Origin of the sequence: Pseudomonas sp. SDI, assembly GCF_003105155.1 — a bacterium.
Classification (GTDB): domain Bacteria; phylum Pseudomonadota; class Gammaproteobacteria; order Pseudomonadales; family Pseudomonadaceae; genus Aquipseudomonas.
Genome location: NZ_QETK01000012.1, coordinates 82,116 through 101,103, shown reverse-complemented (window position 1 = coordinate 101,103; position 18,988 = coordinate 82,116). Strand labels below are relative to the sequence as shown.

General features: G+C 64.5%; 18 protein-coding genes and 1 pseudogene. 10 read left to right on the top strand and 9 right to left on the bottom strand.

What is annotated here, in order from left to right; genetic code table 11:
- Positions 1 to 180: 180 nt before the first annotated feature.
- From adeC to DCO48_RS10330, 3 genes are read right to left on the bottom strand one after another with little or no spacing between them, the layout of a single operon-like run.
- Positions 181 to 1,626 carry an AdeC/AdeK/OprM family multidrug efflux complex outer membrane factor gene (gene adeC, locus DCO48_RS10340; RefSeq protein WP_116550509.1) on the bottom strand — a complete coding sequence of 482 codons (1,446 nt, stop codon included), beginning with the start codon at positions 1,624 to 1,626 and terminating at the stop codon, positions 181 to 183.
- Complete coding sequence (locus tag DCO48_RS10335) at positions 1,623 to 4,775, bottom strand: efflux RND transporter permease subunit (RefSeq protein ID WP_116550508.1); 3,153 nt, start codon at positions 4,773 to 4,775, stop codon at positions 1,623 to 1,625. The genes adeC and DCO48_RS10335 overlap by 4 nt, the downstream gene beginning before the upstream one ends.
- A 3-nt stretch (positions 4,776 to 4,778) precedes the next feature.
- Positions 4,779 to 5,930 carry an efflux RND transporter periplasmic adaptor subunit gene (locus tag DCO48_RS10330; RefSeq protein ID WP_116550507.1) on the bottom strand — a complete coding sequence of 384 codons (1,152 nt, stop codon included), beginning with the start codon at positions 5,928 to 5,930 and terminating at the stop codon, positions 4,779 to 4,781.
- Between the two features lie 261 nt (positions 5,931 to 6,191).
- Here DCO48_RS10330 and DCO48_RS10325 point away from each other — a divergent pair, with 261 nt between their 5' ends.
- The 3 genes from DCO48_RS10325 to DCO48_RS10315 all read left to right on the top strand — a co-directional run bounded on the left by DCO48_RS10325 (position 6,192) and on the right by DCO48_RS10315 (position 9,038).
- Positions 6,192 to 6,824, top strand: a complete 633-nt coding sequence (locus DCO48_RS10325; RefSeq protein WP_116550506.1) for a TetR family transcriptional regulator — start codon at positions 6,192 to 6,194, stop codon at positions 6,822 to 6,824.
- Between the two features lie 154 nt (positions 6,825 to 6,978).
- A complete protein-coding gene (locus tag DCO48_RS10320; protein ID WP_116550505.1) occupies positions 6,979 to 7,863 on the top strand; it encodes a DMT family transporter in 885 nt (294 codons plus the stop codon).
- A gap of 92 nt (positions 7,864 to 7,955) precedes the next feature.
- A complete protein-coding gene (locus DCO48_RS10315; RefSeq protein ID WP_116550504.1) occupies positions 7,956 to 9,038 on the top strand; it encodes an RHS repeat-associated core domain-containing protein in 1,083 nt (360 codons plus the stop codon).
- A 28-nt stretch (positions 9,039 to 9,066) separates the two neighbouring features.
- Here the strand turns inward: DCO48_RS10315 and DCO48_RS22720 are convergent, their stop codons facing one another.
- Positions 9,067 to 9,216 (bottom strand): hypothetical protein, encoded by a 150-nt coding sequence (locus tag DCO48_RS22720; RefSeq protein ID WP_165840759.1) that lies wholly within the window; start codon positions 9,214 to 9,216, stop codon positions 9,067 to 9,069.
- A 13-nt stretch (positions 9,217 to 9,229) separates the two neighbouring features.
- Here DCO48_RS22720 and DCO48_RS10310 point away from each other — a divergent pair.
- Positions 9,230 to 9,562: pseudogene (locus DCO48_RS10310) on the top strand (helix-turn-helix domain-containing protein); the annotation flags it as partial.
- Here DCO48_RS10310 and DCO48_RS22715 read toward each other — a convergent pair.
- Complete coding sequence (locus tag DCO48_RS22715; protein WP_165840758.1) at positions 9,546 to 9,722, bottom strand: hypothetical protein; 177 nt, start codon at positions 9,720 to 9,722, stop codon at positions 9,546 to 9,548. The pseudogene DCO48_RS10310 and the gene DCO48_RS22715 sit on opposite strands and share 17 nt — an antisense overlap.
- 72 nt (positions 9,723 to 9,794) lie before the next feature.
- Positions 9,795 to 10,703 carry a LysR family transcriptional regulator gene (locus tag DCO48_RS10305; RefSeq protein ID WP_116550502.1) on the bottom strand — a complete coding sequence of 303 codons (909 nt, stop codon included), beginning with the start codon at positions 10,701 to 10,703 and terminating at the stop codon, positions 9,795 to 9,797.
- A gap of 105 nt (positions 10,704 to 10,808) precedes the next feature.
- On the opposite strand from DCO48_RS10305, the gene DCO48_RS10300 reads away from it, so the two are divergent.
- Both DCO48_RS10300 and DCO48_RS10295 read left to right on the top strand, forming a co-directional pair.
- A complete protein-coding gene (locus DCO48_RS10300) occupies positions 10,809 to 11,690 on the top strand; it encodes an MBL fold metallo-hydrolase (protein WP_116550501.1) in 882 nt (293 codons plus the stop codon).
- A 30-nt stretch (positions 11,691 to 11,720) separates the two neighbouring features.
- Positions 11,721 to 12,335: an NAD(P)-dependent oxidoreductase gene (locus DCO48_RS10295; RefSeq protein WP_116550500.1), complete on the top strand. Its 615-nt coding sequence runs from the start codon at positions 11,721 to 11,723 to the stop codon at positions 12,333 to 12,335.
- A gap of 40 nt (positions 12,336 to 12,375) precedes the next feature.
- Here the strand turns inward: DCO48_RS10295 and DCO48_RS10290 are convergent, their stop codons facing one another.
- Complete coding sequence (locus tag DCO48_RS10290) at positions 12,376 to 13,245, bottom strand: LysR substrate-binding domain-containing protein (RefSeq protein ID WP_116550499.1); 870 nt, start codon at positions 13,243 to 13,245, stop codon at positions 12,376 to 12,378.
- Between the two features lie 113 nt (positions 13,246 to 13,358).
- On the opposite strand from DCO48_RS10290, the gene DCO48_RS10285 reads away from it, so the two are divergent.
- Complete coding sequence (locus DCO48_RS10285) at positions 13,359 to 14,999, top strand: 5-guanidino-2-oxopentanoate decarboxylase (protein WP_116550498.1); 1,641 nt, start codon at positions 13,359 to 13,361, stop codon at positions 14,997 to 14,999.
- A complete protein-coding gene (locus DCO48_RS10280) occupies positions 14,996 to 16,438 on the top strand; it encodes an aldehyde dehydrogenase family protein (protein WP_177410605.1) in 1,443 nt (480 codons plus the stop codon). The genes DCO48_RS10285 and DCO48_RS10280 overlap by 4 nt, the downstream gene beginning before the upstream one ends.
- A 33-nt stretch (positions 16,439 to 16,471) precedes the next feature.
- Here DCO48_RS10280 and DCO48_RS10275 read toward each other — a convergent pair whose 3' ends face one another.
- Complete coding sequence (locus tag DCO48_RS10275) at positions 16,472 to 17,401, bottom strand: AraC family transcriptional regulator (RefSeq protein ID WP_116550496.1); 930 nt, start codon at positions 17,399 to 17,401, stop codon at positions 16,472 to 16,474.
- Between the two features lie 321 nt (positions 17,402 to 17,722).
- Between DCO48_RS10275 and DCO48_RS10270 the strand changes: the two genes are divergently transcribed.
- Entirely contained in the window at positions 17,723 to 18,022 is a 300-nt protein-coding gene (locus DCO48_RS10270) for a putative quinol monooxygenase (protein WP_116550495.1), read from the top strand.
- Positions 18,023 to 18,061: 39 nt separating this feature from the next.
- Positions 18,062 to 18,292: a hypothetical protein gene (locus DCO48_RS10265; RefSeq protein WP_116550494.1), complete on the top strand. Its 231-nt coding sequence runs from the start codon at positions 18,062 to 18,064 to the stop codon at positions 18,290 to 18,292.
- Here the strand turns inward: DCO48_RS10265 and DCO48_RS10260 are convergent, their stop codons facing one another.
- Complete coding sequence (locus DCO48_RS10260; protein ID WP_116550493.1) at positions 18,293 to 18,898, bottom strand: flavin reductase family protein; 606 nt, start codon at positions 18,896 to 18,898, stop codon at positions 18,293 to 18,295.
- Between the last annotated feature and the right edge of the window lie 90 nt (positions 18,899 to 18,988).

Here is an 18,988-nt window from a genome sequence, read left to right as displayed (position 1 = left end):
GCACGATCTTTTAGGGTGAGCGTTGCAGGAAGCTGCGCTGCGATGGTGTGCGAGCGGGCGAGGGCGAAGCAATTCGTTGCAAACGGAATTGGGCGGTAATCGAACGGGATTATGGTGAATCCATCGCGGGACGCATAAAAAAGCCCGGCGGATGCCGGGCTTCTGCAACACAAACCGCACTCAACCCTTCGGCGTTGCTGCCTTGGCTTGTGGCTGGGTCTGCTCGTACCAGCCGCCGCCCAGCGCCTTGTACAGGTTGACCTCGCTCACCAGCTGCGACAGGCGATCGCTGATCAGCGACTGCTGCGCACTGAACAAGCCACGCTGGGCATCGAGGAAGGTCAGGTTGCTGTCGATACCGATCCGGTAGCGACGCTCGGCCAGGCGGTAGTAGTCCTGGTTGGCCGCCACCAGATCGCGCTGTGCCTGCAACTGTTCGTTGAAGGTCTGACGCGCCGCCAGGCCATCGGAGACTTCCTGGAAGGCGGTCTGGATGGTCTTCTCATACTTGGCAACGTTGATGTCTTTCTGGATTTTCGAGTAATCCAGGCTGGCCTTCAGGCTGCCGGCGTTGAAGATCGGGATGCTGATCTGCGGCTGGAACAGCCAGGTGCCCGAGCCACCCTTGAACAGGCCACCCATGTCCGGGCTCAAGGTCCCGGCATTGGCGGTCAGGCTGATGCTCGGGAAGAACGCCGCACGCGCCGCACCGATGTTGGCATTGGAAGCCTTGAGCAGGTGCTCGGCTTCCATGATGTCAGGACGGCGCTGCAGCAGCTCGGACGGCAGGCCGGCCGGTACTTCGCTGAGCAGGTCGGCATCGAGCTTTTGCGCCGCCGGCAGGGTCGCTGGAATCCCGGTCCCGACCAGCACGGTCAGGCTGTTCAGGTCCTGGGCTACCAGGCGCTGATACTGCGCCAGCTTGACCCGCGCCCCTTCAACCGCGGTACGCGCCTGGCTCAGGTCCAGCGCCGAGGCCACCCCCACTTCGTTGCTACGGCTGGTCAGCGCGTAGCTTTCCTCGTAGGTCTTGAGGGTATCTTCGGTCAGCTTGAGCAGGGCCTGGTCGGCCTGCCAGGTGAAGTAGGCATTGGCCACGCTGGCCACCAGGGCGATTTGCGTGGAACGTCGCGCCTGTTCACTCGACAGGTAGGTTTCCAGTGCCTGCTCGTTGAGGCTGCGCACCCGGCCGAACAGGTCCAGCTCGTAGGCACTGACGCCGACGGTGGCCGAGTATTGGCTGTTGATAGCCGCTTCGCCGCTTTGCGAGACGTTGGCCGGCACGCGCTGGCGGCTACCGCTGCCATTGGCGTTGATGGCCGGGAACAGGTCGGCACGGCTGATGCGGTATTGCGCGCGGTAGGCGTCGATGTTCAGCGCCGCGACACGCAGGTCGCGGTTGTTTTCCAGCGACGTCTGGATCAGCTGTTGCAGTGCCGGGTCGTGGAAGAACTGACGCCAGCCCTGCTCGGCCGCCGCGACCGCGGCCGACTCGGCCGGCGAGTACGCCGGACCTTGCGGCCACTGGGCCGCCACCGGCGCCTCAGGGGTCTGGTAATCGGGGATCAGCGAACAGCCGCCAAGAATGAAAGCGGTGACCGCCAAAGACAACAGGGACTTACTCATTGCCCAGCCTCATAGCGTGGAGTTTCGGGGGCATCGTCGGTTTCGGGCTTCTTGCTGCCGAACCATGACGACACACTGACAAAGAACAGCGGTACCCAGAAGATCGCCAGTATCGTGGCCGTCAGCATCCCGCCGATTACCCCGGTACCGATAGCGTGCTGGCTGCCCGAGCCGGCACCGCTGGAGATGGCCAACGGGACCACGCCGAGAATGAACGCCAGCGAGGTCATGATGATCGGCCGCAGACGCATCCGGCAGGCTTCGATGGCGGCATCGATCAGGCTGCGGCCCTGTTCGTGCAGTTCCTTGGCGAACTCGACGATCAGGATCGCGTTCTTCGCCGCCAGACCGATGGTGGTCAACAGGCCCACCTGGAAGTACACGTCGTTGGACAGGCCGCGCAGGCTGGTGGCCAGCAGCGCACCGATGATCCCCAACGGCACCACCAGCATCACGGCGATCGGGATCGACCAGCTTTCATACAGCGCCGCCAGGCACAGGAACACCATCAGCAGCGATAGCGCATACAGCGCCGGCGCCTGGGAGCCGGACAGGCGCTCCTCGTACGACAGGCCGGTCCACGAGTAACCGATACCGGCCGGCAGTTGACCGGCCAGGCGCTCGACCTCGGCCATGGCCTCGCCGGTACTGTAGCCAGGGGCTGGCGCACCGAGAATTTCCATGGCTTCGACACCGTTGTAACGCGACAGCTTCGGTGCACCGTAGATCCACTCACCCTTGGCGAAGGCGGAGAACGGCACCATCTCGCCAGCGGCGTTGCGCACGTACCATTTCTGCAGGTCTTCGGGGCTCATGCGCGACGCGGCTTCGCCCTGGATGTAGACCTTCTTCACCCGACCGCGGTCGATGAAGTCGTTGACGTAGCTGGCACCCAGGGCAATCGACAGGGTGCTGTTGATGTCGGTGATGGTCACGCCCAGGGCACTGGCACGCTCGTCGTCGACGGTCAGTTGGTACTGCGGTTCATCGTTCAGGCCGTTCGGACGCACCGCCGAGAGGATCTTGCTCTGCGCGGCCATGCCGAGGAACTGGTTACGGGCTTGCATCAGCTTTTCGTGGCCAACGCCGGCACGGTCCTGCAGGAACACGTCGAAACCGGTGGCGTTACCCAGCTCCAGTACTGCCGGCGGGGCAAAGGCGAACACCATCGCATCGCGGAAGCTGAAGAAGTGCTGCTGGGCCCGCGCCGCCAGGTTGAACACGTTGTTCTCGGCGGAACGTTCGCCCCATGGCTTGAGCATGATGAACGCCAGGCCCGAGCTCTGCCCACGACCGGCGAAGTTGAAGCCGTTCACGGTGAACACCGAGGCGACGGTGTCGGCCTCTTTGTCCAGCAGGTAGGCGCGCATCTCGTCGATCACCACCTGGGTACGCTCGGCACTGGAGCCGGCCGGGGTCTGCACCTGGGCGAAGAGTACGCCCTGGTCTTCTTCCGGCAGGAACGCGGTAGGGATGCGGGTGAACAGCCAGATCATGCCGACCACGATCAACAGGTAGGCCAGCAGGTACGGCGCCTTGTGCCGCAACATGTTGCCGACGCCGCGTTCGTAGCTTTGCACGCTGCGGTCGAAGTTGCGGTTGAACCAGCCGAAGAAGCCGCGCTTGGCAACGTGATGCTCGCCTTTCTGAATCGGCTTGAGCATGGTGGCGCAGAGCGCCGGGGTGAAGATCAGTGCGACCAGTACCGACAGCGCCATGGCCGAGACGATGGTGATGGAGAACTGCTTGTAGATCACCCCGGTGGAACCACCGAAGAACGCCATCGGCAGCAGTACCGCCGACAGAACCAGGGCGATACCGACCAGGGCACCCTGGATCTGACCCATGGATTTCTTGGTCGCTTCCTTGGGTGACAGGCCCTCTTCGGACATCACCCGCTCGACGTTTTCCACCACGACGATGGCGTCGTCCACCAGCAAGCCGATGGCCAGCACCATGCCGAACATGGTCAGGGTGTTGATGCTGAAGCCGGCCGCCGCGAGGATGCCGAAGGTCCCCAGCAACACCACCGGCACCGTCATGGTGGTGATCACCGTGGCGCGGAAGTTCTGCAGGAACAGGTACATCACCAGGAACACCAGCACGATCGCTTCGACCAGGGTATGGATTACCCCGCTGATCGATTCGGTCACCACCGGGGTGGTGTCATACGGGAAGACCGCCTTCATGCCTTGCGGGAAGAACGGTTCCAGGTCGGTAATGGTCTTGCGCAGGGCCTTGGCCGTGTCCAGGGCGTTGGCACCGGTGGCCAGTTTTACCGCCAGGCCGGACGCCGGCTTGCCGTTGAACTGGGCGCTGATGGCATAGTTCTCGCCACCCAGGCCAACCTTGGCGACATCGCCCAGGCGCACTTGCGAGCCGTCGCGGTTGACCTTGAGCAGGATCTTCTCGAATTGCTCGGCGGTCTGCAGACGGGTCTTGCCGATGATGGTCGCGTTCAGTTGCTGGCCGGGCAGGGCCGGCAGGCCGCCGAGCTGACCGGACGACACCTGGACGTTTTGCGCGGCAACCGCGGTGCGCACGTCGACCGGGGTTAGCTGGAACTTGTTCAGCTTCGCCGGATCGAGCCAGATACGCATGGCGTACTGCGCACCGAACACCTGGAAGTCACCGACGCCCGCGGTACGCGAGATCGGGTCCTGCATGTTCGAGACGATGTAGTTGGCCAGGTCGTCCTTGCTCATGCTGCCGTCTTCGGACACCAGGCCGATGACCAGCAGGAAGTTCTTCACCGCCTTGGTCACGCGGATACCCTGCTGCTGCACTTCTTGCGGCAGCAGCGGGGTGGCCAGGTTGAGCTTGTTCTGCACCTGGACCTGCGCGGTGTCGGGGTTGGTCCCCTGCTCGAAGGTCGCGGTGATGGTCATGCTGCCGTCGGAGTTACTTTCCGAGGAAACATAACGCAGGTTGTCGATCCCGTTGAGCTGCTGCTCGATCACCTGAACCACGGTGTCCTGCACGGTCTGCGCCGAGGCGCCCGGATAGGTCACGGCGATGGCGATGGCCGGCGGGGCGATGCTCGGGTACTGGTTGATCGGCAATTTGAGGATCGACAAGGCGCCGACCAGCATGATCACCAGGGCGATCACCCAGGCAAAAATCGGGCGATCGATAAAGAATCTCGACATGGTTTACTCCCCTTTGGCCCCTGCAGGTGCTGCATTGGCCTGGGTTGGCTGGGCTTGCTTGACGTTGCTGGCAGGGTTGGCCTTGACTTCGATCCCCGGCTTGACGAACTGCAGGCCTTCAGTGATCAGGCGGTCGCCGGCGTTCAGGCCTTCCTCGATCAGCCAGTCGCTACCCACGGTACGGCTGGCCTTGAGCTGGCGCAGTTCGACCTTGTTGTCCTGGTTGACCACCAGGGCCGTTGGCTGGCCCTTGAGGTCGCGGGTCACGCCTTGTTGCGGGGCGAGAATCGCGGCGTCCTTGACGCCGGCGCCGAGCAGGGCGTGCACGAACATGCCCGGCAGCAGGTTGTGGTCGGGGTTCGGGAACACCGCGCGCAGGGTCACCGAGCCGGTGGTCTGGTCGACCGAGACTTCGGAGAATTCCAGGCGCCCGGCGTGGGCGTACTGGCTGCCGTCTTCCAGCACCAGCTTGACCTGGGCGGCGTTGCTGCCGATCTTCTGCAACTGGCCGTTTTCCAGCTCGCGGCGCAGCTTGAGCAGCTCGGCCGAAGACTGGGTGACGTCAACGTAGATCGGGTCGAGCTGCTGGATCACCGCCATGGCGTCGGCCTGGCCGTTGTTCACCAGTGCGCCTTCGGTAACCGAAGAACGCCCGATACGACCGCTGAGCGGGGCCAGCACCTTGGTGTAGCGCAGGTCGATCTGGGCACTTTTCAGGCTGGCTTCAGCCTGCAAACGTTTGGCGTTCGCGTCGTCGTATTCCTGGCGGCTGACCGCCTGCTCGGCGACCAGTTGCTTGTAGCGCTCGGCCAGCGAACGGGTCGATTGCAGGTTGGCTTGCGCGCTACCCAGGGTGGCCTCGTATACCGACGGATCGATCTGGTAGAGCTGCTGCCCTTCCTTCACGTCGCTGCCTTCCTTGAACAGGCGCTTGAGAATGATGCCGTTCACCTGTGGGCGAACCTCGGCTACGCGGAACGCCGTGGTGCGGCCGGGCAGGTCGGAGGTCAGGGTATAGGCTTGTGGTTGCAGGGTTACGACGCCGACCTGAGGAACCTGCGCCACGGGCGCCGCTTCTTCCTTTTTACAGCCGCTGAGCAGTGTTGCCAGGGCGACGGCGGAAACCAGAGCGGTAACAGCTGGCTTGAATTGCATGAAGATCCTCGGGTCAGAAAGAGCTGAAGACGCTCAAGAGTAATGGAAACGGGGTGTAGGAAAAAACATTCCTGAGTGGATAAGTAGCTTACTAACGAATATACTTACATTCATGGTTGTTTGTAAACACCTCACGTTTGGTCCAGCATGACCCGCGTAGAGCAATATTAGACATTCGGTAGCTGCCCGAGCCCGGCATTACCGGCATAGCACCCAGGCGCCTGCAGCGTGCGCCCGGCCCTTTGATGAGGTTGTACTGCCATGGTCCGTCGAACCAAAGAGGAAGCCCTGGAAACCCGTAGCCAGATCCTCGAAGCCGCGGAAAAAGCCTTTTACAAGCGCGGGGTTGCCCGTACTACCCTAGCCGACATCGCCGAGCTTGCCGGGGTGACCCGAGGCGCCATCTACTGGCATTTCAATAACAAGGCCGAACTGGTTCAGGCCATGCTCGACAGTTTGCGCGAACCGCTCGATGCGCTGGCCCGGGCCAGTGAAAGCGAAGAAGAGCCGGACCCGCTCGGCTGCATGCGACAGTTGTTGATCCAGGTGTTTCATCAGACGGTCCTGGACCCGAAAACCCGGCGCATTTATGAAATTCTGCACCACAAGTGCGAGTTCACCGATGACATGTGCGACATTCGCCAGCAGCGGCAGGCCTCGACGCTGGACTGCCATGGCGACATCGTGCTGACCTTGCGCAACGCCGTGAACCGTGGGCAACTGCCCGCCGACTTGCACGCGGAGCGGGCGGCCGTGGCGATTTTTGCCTATATCGATGGCCTCATCAGCCGTTGGCTGCTGCTGCCGGAAAGCTTCGAACTGCAAAAAGATGCCGGCAAATGGGTCGACGCCGGGCTGGATATGCTGCGCTTGAGCCCTGCCTTGCGCAATTGAGCATTTGTGAGCGATTGTTAAACTTTGTAGCACGCGCCTAGGCATTTGTTTCCTGGGGCGGGCCGGGCAAGAATAGCCGGCCCGGCGCAGTTTAAGCGCCGGGCAATGTCCGGTTAGTTAGCCGGCTAATTAATTATTTTTCATCGAGCCGTGCATGACCGCAGCCAAACCCAGCCTTGGCGGAGCCGAACAGCCCCTCAAAGGGATCGCCCTGATCTGCCTGGCGGTGCTGCTGTTCGCCAGTCACGATGCGCTGTCGAAGTACCTCTCCGGGTTTTACGCCATCGTCATGGTGGTCTGGGCGCGCTACGTCGTACACACGGTGTTGATGCTGGTGGTCTTCGTGCCGCGCAGCGGCTTCTCGGCGGTGGTCCGCACTCGCCGGCCCGGCCTGCAACTGGCGCGGGCGTTGTGCCTGATCGGCACCAGCCTGTTCTTCACCACCGGGCTGCGCTATATCCCGCTGGCCGAGGCTACCGCAGTGAACTTCCTGGCGCCGCTGCTGGTGACTGCGCTGTCGGTGCCGCTGCTCGGCGAACGGGTCAGCCGCCACCAGTGGCTGGCAGTGATTGCCGGTTTCCTCGGGGTGCTGATTGTGGTGCGGCCGGGTGGGGTGCTGTTCACCCCGGCGATTCTCTACCCGCTGTGTTCGGCGTTCTGTTTCGGTTGTTACCAACTGCTTACGCGCAAGCTCAGCGGCATCGACAGTCCAACCACCAGCAACTTCCTCACCGGAATCCTCAACAGCCTGATCATGACCGCGCTGGTGCCGTTCTTCTGGACCACCCCCAGCCTCAGCCACGCGCTGTTCATGCTCGGCCTGGGCACCTGCGGCATGCTCGGGCACATGCTCCTGACCCAGGCGTTTCGCCACGCCGCGCCGGCCATGCTGGCGCCGTTCAGCTACGGCCAGATCGTCTTCGCCGGACTCTATGGCTACCTGCTCTTCGAGCACATGCCCGACCTGTTCGGCATTGTCGGTATCGCTGTGATCTGCTTGAGCGGCCTGGCCGTGGCCTGGACCCAGCGCCGCGCTTAGGCGCTACCTCGCCGGTAGTTCTGTGAGGCGACAGCTTGCGAGGCGTGCAGCAAGCTGCGCAGCGGAATAATCCGCTGTCAGGAACCCTCGCGATGGCTTCACTTCATGCAGGCTCGACTCACCGTCAGCGCTACGATAGCCTCGACCGGCTCAGCAGTGTTCAGGCATCTGGACAGCCGAGCCGGCATTATTTTTATGCGCACCAGCGCCGGGTCAGCGAAATAGACGGCGACGCGCAGCGCTCGCTGTTCCAGCACGCTGATCGGCTGCTGGCCCAGCATCGGCGCCAGCCCGGGCAGGTCGAGGCAGCGTTGCTGCTGGTCGACGCGCAGCAATCGGTTCTTGGGGCATCCGGCTCGGCGGCCGAGGTCCGGTGTGCCTACCTGCCTTATGGGTTCCACCTTGCCAAGGACGACGCGGACGACCTGCCGGGGTTCAACGGCGAGGTGTTCGAGGCGGCCACCCGGCACTATCCGTTGGGCGCCGGCTACCGCGACTACATTCCGCTGCTGATGCGCTTTAACAGCCCCGATAGCTGGAGCCCTTTTGGCGCAGGCGGGATGAATGCCTATATGTATTGCCTGGGAGACCCGGCAAACGGCAAAGACCCGACGGGCCATAGTCCTTTTTCAAAGGCGGTTTCAGTGCTTGGCGATCTGTTTCCACTGCGCCGGGTTCGTCCCCGTGCGCCCGCGCTGCGCAGCCTGGCGGAAGCGCCCAACGGCCTTGGTTGGCAGGTACTGGACCCGATTCCACCGGTTTATCCCGGCAGGAGGGCCAGCGACGTCGGCTCGGTTGCGTCGATACACTCGGGGTATCCTCCGCCGTATTCGCTGGTGGACCCGCATCCTGCTGCCCCCAGAGAGGCAGCACCGAGGTATGAACTCGCCGAGCGCCCGAGCACCTCACCTTTTGCCCCGGATGTCTTGGCGCAACAGGCCCGAGCTCGCCCAACGCGGGAGCTGGAGGCTCGCCTTCTGCGACTTAGGCAGGAGAGCAACACGGCACGAAGGGAAGGGCGGCGCTTTCCGTCCAGCAGCGAGCAGGAAATGCACACGTTGCAACGCGCGATACGGCGGATCAGGGGCCAGGCGCAGCCACGTGTGCAAGGCTCGGAAGGTCCACCGGCCGCTCAGGGCGCAAGTGCGTCCTCAGGACAGGATTCCCGCTCGTGACCTCAATAGCGAGCACCTGCCAGCGTACTCAATGCCCGCGTAGTTCGCGGTTGGGCAGGGCAACCGCCGCCACCAGCCCGAGCAATGATACCGCCGCGCTACCGAGCAGCAGGTTGCGGAAGGTCTCCAGTAGCTGTGCCTGCAGTGCCGGTGAGGCTTCGCGCAGCAGCTCGACCATGCCCTGTTCGAGCCACCTGCAACGATTCAATCAATTGATTGAACGACAATTCCGCCAACAACCGAGCATCGAGCCGTTGGCGCATCAGGTCGGGGTTTCGCTGGCGTCGCTGAACAGCCTGTGCCGGCAATTGGCGGGGCAGTCGGCGCTGCAGATCCTCCCTCAGCGGCTCCTGCTGGAAGCCAAGCGTGACCTGATCTACACCCGCCTGACCATCAATCAGCTTTCGGACAGCCTGGGTTTTGCCGAGCCAGCGTACTTCTTGCGGTTCTTCCGCCGACTCACCGGCCTGTCACCGCGCGAGTTCCGTCGTCGCGAGCCGCGGGCGTCTACCTCAACGCACTGAGGGTCGCAGTGTGCGGTACGCAATGCGCCAGGCTGCAACTGGCCGCCGAATACGGTTGATGGCGTGCCTGCTCGACGCGGTAGGCGGCGGCTGCATACAGGCCGACGACGGCGGCAAGGGCGCAGACCACAGCGCATTTTCTGGAGTTCAGGATCATCACGCTTACCTCCTGTCAGCCACACTGGCGTGCTGTTCACAAGCATAGTTCAGCGTTGGCGGCGGTGCTGTGCCGCTAGGCCAGGTCGCGGTCCCACAGCGGTTCGGCAGTGAAGCGTTCGGCGAGGAAGTCGAGCATGCTGCGCAGGGTGGCCGGCATGTGCTTGCGCGAGGTGTACACGGCGTTCAGGTTCAGCTCGCGCGGCTTGGCATCCGGCAGCAGGCGCACCAGCTCGCCGCTGCGCAGCGCACAGGCGGCCTGGTAAGTCGGCAGCATCGCCACGCCGGCGCCGGCCAGGGCCGCCCGTTGCAGGGTCATTGCTTCGTTGGCGCTGATGTTGCCCTGCACCGGCACCGAGACCGGCTCGCCGGCCACGTCGAAGTGCCAGAGGCTGCGGCCGAAGTAGGAGTGGGTCAGGCAGTTGTGCCGGCTGAGCTCGGCCACCTGTTGCGGCGCCGGGTGCTGGCGCAGGTAGGCCGGCGAGGCGCAGATCACCGAGCGGCACACCGACAGGCGCCGGGCGATCAGGTTGGGGTCGATGTCGTTGCTGGTGCGGATCGCCAGGTCGATGCGCTCGTCCACCAGATTCACCGTGCGGTCGAGCATTTGCAGGTCGACCTTCACCCCCGGATAGCGTTGCACGTACTCGGCCACCGCCTGCACCAGCTGGGCCTGGCCGAACGAGGTGCTGACGCTGATGCGCAGCTCGCCGCGCGGCGCTTCGTCGGGGGTGCTGACGGCGGCTTTGAGGTCGCCGGCCAGCTCGATCAACTGCCGGCAGCGCGGCAGGGTTTCCACGCCGGCGGCGGTCAGGCTGAGCTTGCGCGTGGTGCGCTGCATCAGGCGTGCGCCGACCCAGTCTTCCAATTCGGCGAGGTAGCGCGACACCACCGGCCGCGACAGGTCCAACTGGTCGGCAGCGGCCGATTGGCTGCCCAGGTCGACGACGGTGACGAAGACCCGCATTGCGGTAAGACGATCCATGATTTGCCCGATTTCAGAAACAAACTATGTCCAAGCATCGCATTTTTTGTGACGGTTTGTGCAACTAAGCTGTGCCCCATCGACCCCTTGCACAGGTATTGCCCGATGTCCCGATTCATTTCCCTACGCCGCGTACTGCTGGCCGCCGTCACTGCTGGCGCGATGGGCCAGGCGCTGGCGGCCGCACCGCTGAAGCTGGATGTGTACAACCCTGGCAGCGACGCGCTGTTCCCGGTCAGTTCGGTGATTGTCAGTGGCGAGCACGACGCCATCCTGGTCGATGCCCAGTTCGGCAAGGGCCAGGCCGAGCAGTTGCTGAACAAGCTCAAAGCGAGCGGCAAGCAACTGACCACCATCTATATCAGCCATGGCGACCCGGATTACTATTTCGGCCTGCAGACCCTGACCCGCGCCTACCCGCAGGCCAAGGTGCTGGCCTCGCAAGCGACCGTGGACCATATCAACCAGACCAAGGATGCCAAGCTCGCCTACTGGGGCCCGCAGATGGGCGCCGACAAGCCTGAGCGGCTCGTCGTGCCGCAGGTGCTCAAGGGCAACCGCCTCAGCCTGGAAGGTCAGCAACTGGAAGTGCTCGGCCTGGACGGCCCGCAGCCAGACCGCAGCTTTGTCTGGATTCCCTCGATCAAGGCCGTGGTCGGTGGTGTGGTGGTCGCGGAAAACCTGCATGTGTGGATGGCCGACACGCAATCGGCCACGTCCCATCAGGACTGGCTCGGCACCTTGCAGCGAATCGAGCAGTTGGCACCGGCCACCGTGGTTCCTGGGCATTACCTGGGCACCAGCAGCCGTGCGCTGGACGCGGTGAAATTCACTGCCGGCTACATTCGCGCATTCGATGAAGAAACCGCCAAGGCGGCCAACTCGGCCGAGCTGGTGGCGGCAATGAAGAAGCGTTACCCGGGCCTGGGTGAAGAGAGCTCGCTGGAGCTTGGGGCCAAGGTCGCCAAGGGCGAGATGAAGTGGTAAGTGTCGTTCCATCCTGATCGGAGGTTTTCCATGAGCAAGATCGCAATTATCGGCGCCACCGGGCGTGCCGGCAGTGAGTTGGTGGAAGAGGCCCTGCGCCGTGGCCACAGCGTGGTGGCGATTGCCCGTGACCCGCGGCAGTTGCTGGCCCGCGACGGGATTACCGTGAAGGCGCTGGATGTGCATGACAGCGCGGCGTTGCAAGCCGCCGTGGCGGGGAGCGACGTGGTGCTGAGCGCCGCGCATTTCGCCACGGTACCGGCGTCGGTGCTGCTGGAGCCGCTGAAGCAGGCGGGCATCAAGCGCCTGCTGGTGGTGGGCGGGGCCGGTAGCCTGCTGCTGCCGTCGGGCGAGCGGGTGATCGACCAGCCGGACTTCCCCGAGGCCTATAAGGCCGAGGCAGCGGCGGGGAGTGCGTTTCTTGATGCGTTGCGCGAGGAACGCGGGTTGAACTGGACCTTCCTGTCGCCGTCGGCATTGTTTGTCGAAGGCGAGCGCACCGGGACGTACCGCACCGGCGAGAACCAGTTGCTGGTCGATGCCAAGGGCCAAAGCTGGATCACTTTTGCCGACTATGCGATTGCCATGCTCGACGAGGTGGAGAACCCGCAGCACCCACGGGCGCGGTTTACGGTCGGGTACTGAAGCACGGTCGTTTTCCTTGTAGGCGCAGGCAAGCCAGCGCCTACACCTGCTTCACCATCCAATCCATCAACTCCAGCAACCCCGGTGCACATGACCTTGGTGGCCGCACCAGGTAATAGCCCTTGCCTGTCGGTACACGCAGAGCGAACGGCATCACCAGCCGGCCATTGCGCAGATCCTCGGCAATCAATGCCCAGTCGCCAATCGCCACCCCATTGCCCTGCGACGCCATCGACATGGCCATGTCCAGCGTCTCGAAGTGCTGGCGTTTACCCTGCTGCGGCAACTCGGCCCCGGCCGCCGTCAACCACAACGCCCAGTCCCGCTCGTTACGCTCTGGGTGCAGCAGCATGTGCTGCTGCAAGTCCGCCACCGCGCGCAGCGGCAACGGCCCCGCCAGCAACTGCGGCGAACACACCGGCGTGAGCTGCTCGTCGAACAGCTTCAACACCTGCACGCTATGATTGGGCTGCACGCCATAGACCACCGCCGCATCGAACGCCTCATGGCGAAAATCCACCCCGTACTGCATCGACGTAGTCAGCTCCACCGGCACATCCGGGCGCAGCGCCTGCCACTCCATCAGGCGCGGCAGCAGCCAGCGCATCACGCAGGTCGGGGCCTTCAAGTGCAAGGTCGCGCTGCGCGCACCCACTTGCTGCACACCATCCTCGATCAAGCCGAACACCTGTTGCACCCGCGGCAGCCAGTCCTGGCCTTCGCGGGTCAGGCTCAGGCCTCGGGCCAGACGCACGAACAACGGGTAGCCGAGGTGTTCCTCCAGCCCGGCAATCTGCCGGCTGACTGCGCCCTGGGTAAGGTGCAACTGCTGCGCTGCACGGGTGAAATTGCAGCACTGTGCCGTGACCAGGAAAGTATGCAGGGCGGGGAGCGGCGGAAGTCGTTTCATGTGCTTGAGCCATGATCTGGGGACATGGCTAGTATGAGGATTTTTGCATTGTGCCGGTAGCCGCCCGACGGTCCAATAACGCTCTGTTCCAGAACAATCACAGGCAGACGAACATGGCCACATGCGGCGAAGTACTGGTAAAACTCCTTGAAGGCTACGGCGTCGATCACGTCTTCGGCATCCCCGGCGTACACACCGTCGAGCTCTACCGCGGCCTGGCCCGCTGCAGCATCCGCCACATCACCCCGCGCCACGAGCAAGGCGCCGGGTTCATGGCTGACGGCTATGCACGCACCCGCGGCAAACCGGGCGTCTGCTTCATCATCACCGGCCCAGGCATGACCAACATCGCCACGGCGATGGGCCAGGCCTACGCCGACTCGATCCCGATGCTGGTGATTTCCAGCGTGCAATCGCGCACTGCCCTGGGTGGCGGCCGCGGCAAGCTGCATGAGCTGCCGGCGCAGAGCACGCTAGTGGCGGGCGTGGCGGCGTTCTCCCACACCCTGATGTCGGCCGACGATCTGCCCGCCGTGCTGGCCCGCGCCTTCGCCGTGTTCGACGGTGCGCGGCCGCGCCCGGTGCATATCGAAATCCCGCTGGATGTGTTGGTCGAAGACGCCGACCACCTGCTCGGTTGCGCGCCAGTGCGGGTCGACCGTGCCGGTGCCGCCCCGGCGCCAATCGCCAGAATGGCCGCGCTGCTGGCCGCTGCCCGGCGCCCGCTGATCCTTGCCGGTGGCGGCGCCATCGACGCCAGCGCCGCGTTGACCCGCCTGGCCGATTACCTGCAGGCACCGACCGCGCTGACCATCAATGCCAAGGGCATGCTGCCGGCCAGCCACCCACTGCTGATCGGCTCGACCCAGTCGCTGCTCGCCACCCGCGCGCTGGTCTGCGAGGCCGATGTGGTGCTGGCCATCGGCACGGAGCTGGCCGAAACCGACTACGACATCACCTTCAGGGGCGGCTTCGAGATCCCCGGTACGCTGCTGCGCATCGACATCGACCCGGACCAGAGCGTGCGCAACTACCCGCCCAAGGTCGCCTTGGTCGCCGATGCCGACGTGGCCACCCAGGCCCTGCTGCAAGCCCTGGCCGACCAGCCGGCGCCGGTACGCGCGGCCGACTGGGGCGTGGCCCGCGCCGCGCGCCTGCGCCAGACCCTGGCCGCCGAGTGGGACGCCTCGATGCAGGCGCAGACGCGCTTCCTGCAGACCATCCTGGAAACCCTGCCGAATGCCGTGCTGGTCGGTGATTCGACCCAGCCGGTGTACACCGGCAACCTGACCCTGGACCTCGACCATCCACGGCGCTGGTTCAACGCCTCGACCGGCTACGGCACCCTTGGTTACGCTTTGCCGGCCGCCATGGGCGCCTGGCTGGGCAGCGCCGTTGAACCGGCCGAGCGTCTGCCGGCGGTGTGCCTGATTGGTGACGGCGGCTTGCAGTTCACTCTCTCGGAACTGGCCAGCGCGGCCGAAGCGCAGGTGCCGCTGATCGTGCTGTTGTGGAACAACCAGGGCTACGAAGAGATCAAGAAGTACATGCTCAACCGTGCCATCGAGCCGGTCGGCGTCGACATCTACAGCCCGGATTTCATCGGCGTGGCCAAGGCCCTGGGCTGTGCCGCGCAAGCGGTCAACAGTGTCGACGGCCTGCGCGACGCGCTGCGCCAGGCCTGCGATCGCAAGGGCCCGAGCCTGATCGAAATCGACCAGAATCAGTGGCTGGAGGCGCTGCGCACATGCTGACACTCAAACAGACCCTGCCCGGCGTTTACATCGACGGGCTCTGGCAGCATGGCCCGCAACTGCTCGGAGTGATCAACCCGAGCACCGAACAGGCCCTGGCGCTGGTGGCCGGCGGCGATGGCAAGACGCTCAACGCGGCGGCTGCTGCCGCGCAGGCAGCCTTCGCCGGTTGGTCGCGCAGCAGTGGCGCCCAGCGCGCCGACGTGCTGCGGGCGATTGCGCGGGGCGTCGAAGCGCGCCGCGAGCGGCTGATCGAGCTGCAATCGAGCAACAGCGGCAAGCCGCTCGGTGAATCGGCCATCGACGTCGACGACGTGATCGCGACGTTCGACTATTACGCCGGGCTGGCCGCAGCGGCCGGGCAGGACAGTGCGCTGGCCTTGCCCAGCGACGAGTTTGTCGCCCGGGTGCGGCGCGAGCCGTGCGGGGTGGTCGGGCTGATCGTGCCGTGGAACTTCCCGATGGTCACCACCGCCTGGAAGCTGGCGCCGGCGCTCGCCGCGGGTTGCTGCGTGGTGCTCAAACCGTCCGAGGTCACGCCACTGGCGGAGCTGGAACTGGCGGCGATCATTGCCGAGGCCGGCTTGCCCAACGGGGTGTTCAACCTGGTGTGTGGCACCGGCCTGGCGGTGGGCGCGCCGCTGGCCGGCGATCCGCGCATCGCCAAGGTGTCGTTCACCGGCAGCAATGCAGTGGGCGTGCAGGTGATGCAGCGCGCGGCAGAAACGGTGAAAGGGGTAAGCCTGGAGCTGGGCGGCAAGTCGGCCTTGCTGGTGCTGGCGTCGGCCGACCTGGAACTGGCGGTCGAACTGGCCTGTGCCGGTGGCTTCTTCAATGCCGGACAGATGTGCTCGGCGACCAGCCGGGTGCTGATTGCCGATGCGCTGTACGAGGATTTCGTCGCTTTGCTCACGGCGCGGGTGGCAGCGATTCGGGTCGGTGATCCGTTCGTGGCCGAGCAGGACATGGGGCCGCTGGTCAATGCGGCGCAGTATCGGCGGGTGCTCGGGCATATCGACAGTGGCCTGAATGCCGGCGCTCGCCTGCTCTGCGGCGGCGCGCGGGTGGCGGATCAGCCGTGCGGTTACTTTGTGCAGCCCACGGTGTTCACCGAGGTGCCGCTGGACAGCGCGCTGTGGCGCGAAGAGATCTTTGGTCCGGTGCTGTGCCTGAAACGGGTGGCCAGCGAGGCCGAAGCCCTGGCGTTGGCCAATGACAGCGAGTATGGGCTGGTGGCCAGCGTGGTGGGGCAGGACCTGGAAGCGGCGGAGCGGGTGGCGAATGCGTTGCAGGCCGGGCTGGTGTGGATCAATGCGCCGCAGGTGATTTTCCCGCAGACCGCGTGGGGCGGCTACAAGCAGAGCAGTATCGGCCGTGAGCTGGGGCCCTGGGGCCTGAGCGCGTTTCAGGAAATCAAGCATGTGCTGAGGGCGCTGTAGGCCCTTTTCGCCGGCCTTGCCGGCGATAGCAATTCAAAGGGTGCTACGTAACCTGGCCATATCCCGTAACGGTGGTGCTCCATACAGCCGGCTATATTCCCGGCTGAACTGCGATGGGCTTTCATAGCCGACCCGATACCCCGCCACCGAGGCCTCCAGCCCATCGTTGAGCATCAAGCGCCGCGCTTCCTGCAAGCGCAGTTGCTTCTGATATTGCAATGGGCTCATCGAGGTCACCGCCTTGAACCGATGATGCAAGGTCGATGCACTCAGGTTCACTTCCCGTGCCAGGTCCTCGATCCGCAACGGCTTGTGGAAGTAATCGTTGAGCCACTGGATCGCCTGGCACACTCGGTGGGTCTGGGTATTGGCCATGGCAATTTCATACAGCCGCGAGCCCTGTGGCCCGCGCAGCAGCCGGTAGAGAATCTCGCGGCGAATCAGCGGTGCCAGCACCGGGATATCCTTGGGGGCGTCGAGCAGGCGGATCAGCCGCAGCAGGGCATCGAGCAGGTGCGTGTCCAGCCGCTCCACATACAAGCCGCGCCCCGACGGCAATGACGGCACGCCCATCGGCCCGGTTTCGGCGATCAGGCTGTTGATTTCGGCCGGGTCGATGTCCAGGCGGATGCCCAGGCTGGGGTTCTCCGGGCTGGCTTCGAGCAGCACGCCGCTGATCGGCATCGCCACCGACACCACCATGTAATGCAGCGGATCGTAGAGGTAGGTTTCTTCGCCGAGGGTCACTTCCTTGCTGCCCTGGGCCAGGATGCACAACGCCGGCTGCGTCAGCGCCGGCATCGACCGCACGCTTTGCTCGTAACGCACCAGGAACAGGTCGGCGATGGCCGACGGCACCCCGGACGTGCCGACGCCATGGCGTTGGATCAGCTCGGCCAGCTCCTGGCGCAGCCGTTCCAGCGCAGGGTCGAGCGGCGGGTGAAGGGGTTCGGGGGCGGACATGGCGGGGATTCCTCGGCGGACCTTCGCAGCATAGGTTTGTGCAAGCGTTGGCGCTAGCTGGATGCTGCCGGGTTCTTGCCTGATCCTGTTTCTGCTGGCTTGCGGACCCCATCGCGGGACGAGTCGCTTCGCCGCACCGCCGCTTCCACATGGTTTGCACTGGCCTTGTGGCAGCGGGCTCGTCCCGCGATGCTCTTGATCGCCGTTCGCGCAGGATCAGGCAATCCGCCGACAGGATCCGCCTACCACCCCGGTACCTGGCCCTCGTAACCTTGGCAGCCTGGCAGATTTCCCTCTGGCCGCTTCACAGGAGCTACGCCCATGACTTCATCACCACCGGTCAGCCATCTCTCCTTCGTTCGCGCCAGCGCAGGGCGCTCGGCCGAACTCGGGGTGCGCCTGCAACAGTTGCTCGAACCGTCCCGACAAACCCCCGGCTGCCTGCAATTCAGCCTGCAACGCTCGACCTGTGACGCCGACCTCTGGCTGCTCAACGGGGTCTGGGCCGATCAATCGGCACTTAACGACTACTTCAGTTCGCCCAGTCTGCAACTGTTTGCCGAACTGGTGCAGGCGCGGGTGATGGACAGCCTCGACCTGCATACCTTCAGCGCAGGGTAGAATGCGCGCTTTCCTGCAACCGATGTGGATGTAACCGGCATGGCACGTAAAGAATTCGCGGCATTCGAAGCTGTTTCGGCAGTGGTACCGGGCGAGGCTGGCTACAGCGCCGCGATCGCCGTAAAAGGCCTGGGCGCTGGCGGCGCGCCGCGCTTTCACAAGGTGCTCGACGGGCAAACCTTCAGCACCGCACTGGCCGCCGACGAAGCGGCTTGCGCCGAGCTCGAGCGCCTGGTCGGGGTCAGCGCCGACGCCGAACTGATCTGGTGATCAGGCCTCGGGGCGCCGCATCTTGAACAGGTTGCCCAGTTCGAAGTAATCCGCCGGGCCGCCGCCGCGCAAGATCGGCTGGGCTGCGGCGGTGTCGTAGACGCCGTCCTTGAGCAGGTGCTCGGCAATGTGCACCGCCACCACTTCACCGAGAATCAGCCAGCTCGGCACCAGCACCTGATCGGCGCGCTGCAGCTGGATGATCTGGCTGACCTTGCATTCGAACGACACCGGGCTTTCCTGCACACGCGGCACGGCGATCACCCGCGAGGCTACCGGGGTCAGTTGGCTCAGGGCGAACTCATCGACTTCCGGCGCCACGGCGGCGCAGCTCTGGTTCATCGCCTGGGCCAGTGGCAGGGTGGCCAGGTTCCAGGCGAACTCGCCGGTCTGCTCGATGTTGTTCAGGCTGTCTTTGCGCCCGACGCTGCAGAAACCAATGATCGGCGGAATGTAGTTGAAGGCGTTGAAGAAACTGTAGGGCGCCAGGTTCAGGCGACCGTCGCGGTCCTGGCTGGAGATCCAGCCGATCGGGCGCGGGCCGACGATGGCGTTGAACGGATCGTGGGGCAGGCCGTGGCCTTTTGCGGGTTCGTAGTAGTACATCGGTGGGCCTTGTGGGCGTGAAGGTGGCCTAGTGTGCCAAGACCGGCGAGCCCTGAAAACGACTAAGCCCGGCCGAAGCCGGGCTGGGGC